Annotated in this window: 5 protein-coding genes and 1 tRNA gene; 3 read left to right on the top strand and 3 right to left on the bottom strand. The window is 67.1% G+C overall.

Going from position 1 to position 3,669, the window contains the following annotated elements; translation table 11 throughout:
* The coding region (locus tag AAF184_25240) for an aminotransferase class I/II-fold pyridoxal phosphate-dependent enzyme (protein MEO0425659.1) at positions 1–838 on the top strand (838 nt) is incomplete at its 5' end.
* Between the two features lie 12 nt (positions 839–850).
* Here AAF184_25240 and AAF184_25235 read toward each other — a convergent pair.
* A complete protein-coding gene (locus AAF184_25235) occupies positions 851–1,444 on the bottom strand; it encodes a DUF2799 domain-containing protein (protein MEO0425658.1) in 594 nt (197 codons plus the stop codon).
* Positions 1,445–1,738: 294 nt separating this feature from the next.
* Between AAF184_25235 and AAF184_25230 the strand changes: the two genes are divergently transcribed.
* Positions 1,739–1,814, top strand: a tRNA-Asn gene (locus AAF184_25230).
* 73 nt (positions 1,815–1,887) lie between these two features.
* On the opposite strand, the gene AAF184_25225 is transcribed toward AAF184_25230, so the two are convergent.
* Together AAF184_25225 and AAF184_25220 are read right to left on the bottom strand one after the other, a co-directional pair.
* On the bottom strand, positions 1,888–2,580 hold the full coding sequence (locus AAF184_25225; GenBank protein ID MEO0425657.1) for a class III extradiol ring-cleavage dioxygenase: 693 nt from the start codon (positions 2,578–2,580) through the stop codon (positions 1,888–1,890).
* 100 nt (positions 2,581–2,680) lie between these two features.
* The gene (locus AAF184_25220; protein ID MEO0425656.1) at positions 2,681–3,124 is read right to left on the bottom strand and encodes a DoxX family protein; all 444 of its coding nucleotides are present in this window, start codon (positions 3,122–3,124) and stop codon (positions 2,681–2,683) included.
* 132 nt (positions 3,125–3,256) lie between these two features.
* Between AAF184_25220 and AAF184_25215 the strand changes: the two genes are divergently transcribed.
* Positions 3,257–3,669, top strand: a 413-nt coding sequence (locus AAF184_25215; GenBank protein ID MEO0425655.1) for a LysR family transcriptional regulator, incomplete at its 3' end; no start/stop codon positions are given.

Raw genomic sequence — 3,669 nt, 5'->3', positions numbered from 1 at the left:
GGTGGTCATCCCGGCGCCCTACTGGGTGTCCTACCCCGACATGGCGCTCCTGGCAGACGCCGAGCCGGTGATCATCCCGGCGGGACCTGAGTTGGGCTTTCGCATCACACCCGCACAACTCCAGCGCGCCATCACGCCCCGGACCCGCGTGCTGGTCCTCAACAGCCCCTCCAATCCCACCGGCGCGGTGTATGACGAGGCCCAGCTGACCGCCCTCGCCGAAGTACTGCTGCGTCATCCGCGGGTCGTGGTGTTGACCGATGATCTCTACGAACACATCCGTTGGGTAGATGAGCCGTTCAAGAACATCCTGAACGTCTGCCCCGCCCTCGCCGATCGCACGCTCGTCGTCAACGGGGTCTCCAAGGCCTACGCCATGACCGGCTGGCGCATCGGCTACGCCGCCGGACCGGCCGCCTTGGTGCGAGCGATGGTGAAGGTGCAGGGGCAATCGACGTCCGGCCCCTGCTCGGTGTCTCAGGCGGCTGCCGTCGCAGCTCTGGAGGGGGGGCTCGACTGCGTCAGGACGATGTGTCGTGCGTTCAAGGAGCGCCACGACTTCATCGTGCCCGCCCTCGATAGCCTGCCCGGCGTGGCCTGTGAACCGAACGGGGGGGCCTTCTACGCATTCGCCGATTTCCGCGAGGCCATCGCCAGCCTTCAGGGAATAGAAGACGACATCGGTCTGTGCGAGCGACTGATCGAGCACGCGGGGGTCGCCGTGGTGCCCGGCTCTGCCTTCGGCGCTCCCGGGCATGTGAGGTTGTCCTACGCGTCTAGCATCGAGGTGCTGACGGAGGCCCTTGAGCGCATTCGGGGCGTCCTGTCCCGAGGCTGACCTCGCGGCGAGTCAGGGATCCCTCGCCTCGCCGTCCGTCGCTTGAGCGAGGAGCGACTGGGTGGTGGCGAGCTGCCCCTGGAGCGCGGCGAGCTCCCGCTCCAAGGCCTGCCGCTGGCGGTTCAGATCATTGACCTTGGCAAGCCATTGCGCCCGCGCCCCCAAGCCGAGCCCATCCGCCCGCACCTGCACCTGGGCCGCCTCGAGATCGAGCTCCACCGCGTCACGTTCCTGCTGCTTGTAGCGGATCTGCTGGCGCAACGCTTTGGCGGCCTGTTCGGCCTCGAAGGCCGTTCGTCCGTCCGCGTAGGCCCGTGCAAACGCTCGCGAGAGATCGTCGGGGCACCCGGTGAAGGCGTCGTCGCCCCGAGCACCCAGGGCGAAGGCGGTCGGCTCGACGCAGTAGCGACGAAGGCCTGCCGCCGTGCCCACGCGGTAGGCCACCAGGTCCATCTTGCTCCCCTGGCGGTCGCACACGGTACGGTAGTGATCAGGCGTTTCGGGATCGGCACCGGCGGCGCCATCCTCGACCCCCAAGGCCTCCCAATCGGTGGAGGCGCAATCCAGCACCTGGAAGTTGCCGCACCCACCGAGCAGCGCGAGCATTGCGGTCAGCCACGCGCCCCCAGCGCGACACGCACAAGTCTGCCAAGGAGCCATGGGAACCTCGAGGGGCGGTGACGTTGCCTGAGTCACACAGCTTGCGCCCACCGATGGCGCTGGAGCTGTGCGCCAGACCACACTTCGCCGAGCCTTTCCCGGGCGCTGAACATAGCCTCAGTGAGGTGCCCTGACGCGGCGCCTTGGCGAGGCTTCGAGCCTCGGCCTTGGAGCCTTGACTTCTGAGGTGCGTCGCACCAGACTACGCGGCTCGCGGGCTTCCGTCCCGTGCCCAGGTATTCCCCGGTAGCTCAGTTGGTAGAGCGGGTGACTGTTAATCACTAGGTCGGCGGTTCGAGCCCGTCCCGGGGAGCCACTCTCTTCACTGCGTCTTTGCAGCGCTAGCGCCCCACCCTCCCGCTAGCAAGCTCCAGCCAGCTCATATCAACCTACCGCCAGCTATAGGCGTCCATCGCGAGCACGTCATGCATGGTGCTCGTGTGAAGCAAGGTTGCGTCGGCACTGCCGAAGGCCCCTAACAGGACGAACAGAGGCATCAGGTGTTCCTGCGTGGGGTGGTTGCGCTGTGCGAAAGGTGCCTCCGTGCGATACGCCTGCAGGGCCTGCATATCCTGCCTCGACACAGCCTCGTGGACCCACGCGCGAAAGGCCTCTACCCAATGCGGTGTATCACCACGCTGACCGCGCTCCGGCACCGCGTGGGTGAGGGATCCAGACCCGATCAGCAGCGCATCCTCGGGCAGTGCGTCCCCCAGCGCAGCCCCGAGCTGAACATGGCGTTCGGCCTGTCCAGCCGCATCGCCGGCTTCGCACAGCAGACTCACCTGCACCACTGGCACATTCGCCTGAGGGAATAGCTCCAGCAACGGCACCCATGCGCCGTGATCGAACCCCCGTCGTGCCGTCTCCTGCACCGAGCAGAGCGCGCCTGCTCTGCGCATCGATTCGACGAGCGAATGAGCTATTTCGGGCGCTCCAGGCGCGGCGTAGGTCAACTGATAGAGCGGCGCCGGGAAGCCGTAGAAGTCGTACACCGTGGGTGGGGCGGGGTCAGCACTGATCTGCACTTCGGGCTGCTCGTGGTGGGCAGACACCAGCACCACCGAAGAGGGAGCGGTCATCCGCTCCCCCAGCGTGCGCCAGAACGTTCGTGCGGGGTGAGCGCCCAACAGGATGTCGGGCGCTCCGTGCGAGAGAAACAAACCGCGCATGGCGAGACGGTCAGGCCGCGGCGATGACTGCGGCGCTGGGCGCATCGGCCCGACGCGGCACCGACAGGCGCAGTCGCCATTCGCCAGCGCCCAAGAGCAGTTGGACCGCGGTGGTTAGGGCGAGGAACGCCGGGAACTCCCAGCCGCCGCCCGTGTTGGTGAACAACCATCCGGCGCCACTGTGAGCCCAGGTGGCCCCCAGGCTCACGCCCAGCAGCGCGAGCGCGACCGGGCGAACCGCGACGCCTGCCAGCATGGCCAGCCCGCCTACGGCTTCCGCCGCGAAGACACCGTACGCGAGCCACCCCGGCAGGCCGATCGAGCCGAAGAACTGCGCCGTGCCCGGCAGGGTGAATACGAACAACTTCAGGTACACGCTGTGCGCCAGGAAGACCGCCCCGAGGCCTAAGCGAAGGGTCAGGGCAGCAGCGTTGTGGGATTGACTGGTGGTCATTTGCTCATCTCCAAGTATCGAGTTGCTGGGGCACCGTCAGTGCCGATGGAGACAGGCTACGACTTGCAGAATCGCTTCGATAGATAGATTATCGAAAGCTGATATTGCAATTCTGCAAGGCGTGCACACGCGATGAACTGGAACGACATACCGATCGCCCTGGCGGTGGCCAAACACGGCTCGCTGTCAGGCGCTGCGCAGGCGCTCGGGAAGAACCATTCCACCGTGTTTCGTCGCCTCGCCGCCCTCGAGCAGGACCTGGGCGTTCGCCTCTTCGACCGCCTGCCGACGGGCTATACCGCCACCGCCACCGGCAGCGAACTCCTGGCCCACGCCGAGCGCGCGGCGGATGCCGTGGACGACCTCGCCCGCGCCGCCCTGGGACGAGACGATCGCCCCGCCGGCGACGTGCGCCTGACCACCAACGCCAACCTGGCCGCCGATCACGTGGCGCCGATCCTGGCACGCCTCGCCACCACCCACCCCGACCTGCGCGTCGAGGTGATCGTGAGCGACTCCGAATACGACCTCACCCGTCGCGAGGC

Source organism: Pseudomonadota bacterium, assembly GCA_039815145.1.
GTDB lineage: Bacteria > Pseudomonadota > Gammaproteobacteria > Steroidobacterales > JBCBZW01 > JBCBZW01.
Note: the sequence above shows the minus strand (reverse complement) of the source record. Positions and strands in the feature narration are given on the sequence as shown.